3 protein-coding genes and 1 pseudogene are annotated in these 2,792 nt (G+C 68.2%); all 4 read left to right on the top strand.

Going from position 1 to position 2,792, the window contains the following annotated elements:
* Positions 1-234 precede the first annotated feature (234 nt).
* Positions 235-1,200: a LysR family transcriptional regulator gene (locus NBZ83_RS31330; protein WP_261576428.1), complete on the top strand. Its 966-nt coding sequence runs from the start codon at positions 235-237 to the stop codon at positions 1,198-1,200.
* Positions 1,201-1,456: 256 nt separating this feature from the next.
* Positions 1,457-1,687 carry a hypothetical protein gene (locus NBZ83_RS31325; protein WP_261571287.1) on the top strand — a complete coding sequence of 77 codons (231 nt, stop codon included), beginning with the start codon at positions 1,457-1,459 and terminating at the stop codon, positions 1,685-1,687.
* 296 nt (positions 1,688-1,983) lie between these two features.
* Positions 1,984-2,487, top strand: coding sequence for an RNA polymerase sigma factor (locus NBZ83_RS31320; protein WP_261576427.1), 504 nt, complete (start codon positions 1,984-1,986; stop codon positions 2,485-2,487).
* Positions 2,487-2,792: pseudogene (locus NBZ83_RS31315) on the top strand (CBS domain-containing protein); the annotation flags it as partial. The gene NBZ83_RS31320 and the pseudogene NBZ83_RS31315, both read left to right, overlap by 1 nt.

Genomic DNA, 2,792 nt, shown 5'->3' with positions numbered 1-2,792 from the left:
AGAGGATCGCGATCAGGGGAAATGCGTCGAACGCCAGCCACGTGCCGAGGGTGCTGACCGCGTACGCGGCCCAGAGCCACCCGAAGCGCCATCCCGTAGACCGCCCCGCTTCCACCACCCGACCCAGCCCTTCCCGCCGTATCCGAACAACACCTCGTCGACCAGCAGGATCTAAGCGAGCAGGAGAAGGGCGAAGCAAACAACCGCCGCGCCGGCGAGCCACAACAACGGGTTGTGCGACTACTGTCGGGCGGCGTGGATCTCGACGCTGTGCGAACGTTCGTCTCCGTCGCGGACACCGGTCAGTTCCAGCACACCGCCGCCGAGATGGCGATCACCCAGCAGGCGGTCTCCAAACGCATCGCCAAGCTGGAAGGAGACCTCGGCGTGCGGCTGTTCACCCGCACCGCGCGCGGAACTCAGCTCACGATCGACGGGCAGGTGTTTCTCCCGCACGCCCGCGAGCTGCTCCGGGCCGAACAGCGGGCGGTGGATTCCGTGCGGCCCGGCCGGCGCCCGCTGCGCATCGACGTCATCAACCGGCGGACCGCGCCGGCAGCCCTGCTCCGCGACTTTCACCGCGGGTATCCCGACCTGCAACTGGACGTTCTGGTTCTCGACGACTCCGGCGTCGACGTCGCCATCGCCGCCGTCCGATCCGGATCGATCGACGCGTCATTTCGGGCTGTCACCATCCCCGCGCGGCGGCTACCCGACGACATCAAGGTAATGCGGGTCGTCGACGAGCCCCACCAGCTCCTTACCGGTCCGGCCCACAAGCTCGCCACGGCTCCCGCCGTCACACCCGCCGACCTGGTCGGGCACAGGATCTGGATACCCGGCATCCTCCCCGGGACCGAGTGGGCCACCTATTACAACGACCTCGCCGCGGAATTCGGGCTCGCCATCGATCCGATCGGCCCCAACTTCGGCACCGAGCACCTACTGGACGTGCTCGCCGACTCCGCGACCCTGGCCAGCCTCGTCGGCGAACAGACCCGGCTGCTCTGGCCCACCCATTACGACCTGCGCCGCATCCCGTTGTATGACCCGACACCGGTCTACCCGCATTCCCTGATCTGGCATCGCGACAACTCCCACCCGGCGCTCGCCACGCTCCACCACCACCTCGCTTCAATCCGGCCCAGGCGGTTCGACACCGGGATCTGGATGCCGGCGTGGGCAACCCGACAGGCGTGAAAGAGCTGCGCGCGACCGCAGCCCCTGCGGAACCTCGGCTCCGAACACCGAGGCGCTGAAGAGTGAACGCGCCGGCGCTGCAGCGCAGACCCAACCTTCCGCGGCCGCCGGGCCCTCTGTAGAGATGGAGCCGACAGCGCCATTGAGCCTGCCGCAGGGACACGGCGTCTGTTCGGCTCCCGGGTTCTCGCGTCCGGACCGCCGCATGCCGGCACGCCGGGGCCCGGCATCGTCCCCGCATGGAGAGGTCTCGCCCATGACAGCTGCCCACCCCGTCGCCACCCCGCGCCCGCAGGACCAGCAGGCCCCATCCACGGAAGTCGTTTCGAGCCGGCCCGATCCTGATCGCCGTGGCACCCGACTGACCCGCCGGCTCACCCGGTTCGCCGGCAGCGCGGTCCTCGCCGGAGTAGCGGGTGCCTTCGCCGCCTATCCGGCCGGTCACTTCTGGGAGTGGGTCGCGAATCTGCCCGGACTGCCCATCTGACCAGCGCGCATGCCTGGCCCGGGTGCCACTCCGGCGGCCGGGCCCGACATAGTTAGATGATCTATCTGAGATGTCCTCGAGCAAATTTCTCGGCGCGGCCCAACCTTTTCCGCCCGGCGGTGCTCTGTGCTGGCAGTGGCACAACCGCGAAGCAGCGGGAATGGAGGGCCCAGCAGTATGACAACGACGCACGAACCCGACGGCGGCGCTTCGCCGCAGGCAGCCGGAGCGCCGCGGTGAGCAGCCTGCCCGAGCGATCTCGGGCCGTGTCCTTTCCGACTGTGTGGCCGAGTGAGGTGGAGAAACTCTTCGACGACAACGCCGCCCGGCTCCGCGGGTATCTGCTCTCCGTCGGCTGCCCGGAACCCGACGTCGACGACGTCATCCAGGACAGCATCCTGATCGTTGCGCGCAGATTCGGAAGTCTCGACCATCCGGAGATGGTCCGGACCTACTGGTATCGAATCGCCAGCCGCCTGGCGTGGAAGATTCTGAAGGAACGGCGCGACCGATCACTTCTCGGTGATCCGGCCGACTATCTTCAGGCTCTCCCAGACCCGGCGGAGGGAACGGTCGATGCAGACGGGCGGCAGGCCGCACTCGCGCTCGTGCAACGCCTTCCGCTGCGACAACGGCAGGTGCTCTGGCTACGGGTTGTGGTGGGATTCAGCGAGGCCGAGACGGCGGAGGTGCTGCAGATCTCCGTCGGAACGGCGAAGTCGCAGTACAGCGACGCCAAGAAGAACATGAGGAAGTTCGTGGGGGGCTCCGGGGGAACTCGGGAGGAGGGCACCATCTGATGGGCGTCGAATTTCTGCTGAGGACCCTTGCGGACCCCGGAGAGCCGACCGAAAGGAATTCCGGGCGGACTTTCGTCGACATCATGCAGAGTGCTGACGAGGACCCGAGGGAGCGTCGCCGAATCCAGCACCTCGCCGATCTCCTCGACGTCGAGGATGCTGTCTACGCCCAGGCACTCGAGCACCTGGCCGCCGGCGACGACGCCGCCGCCGAACCGCTGCTGCGCATCGCCGCCGACGCCGGCGTCGGCGAGGCCGAGGACCATCTCGCCCGCATCCTGGCGGACCGGGCCGCGAACGCCGTC

The organism is Frankia gtarii (genome assembly GCF_025403375.1).
Taxonomy (GTDB): domain Bacteria; phylum Actinomycetota; class Actinomycetes; order Frankiales; family Frankiaceae; genus Frankia; species Frankia gtarii.
The sequence above is the reverse complement of the archived record's forward strand: the minus strand, read 5'-3'. Positions and strand labels throughout refer to the sequence as shown.

Excerpts from the sequence above, each read along its gene's own strand:
- NBZ83_RS31325 (WP_261571287.1), top strand. The coding sequence starts at position 1,457 with ATGACAGCTGCCCACCCCGTCGCCACCCCGCGCCCGCAGGACCAGCAG.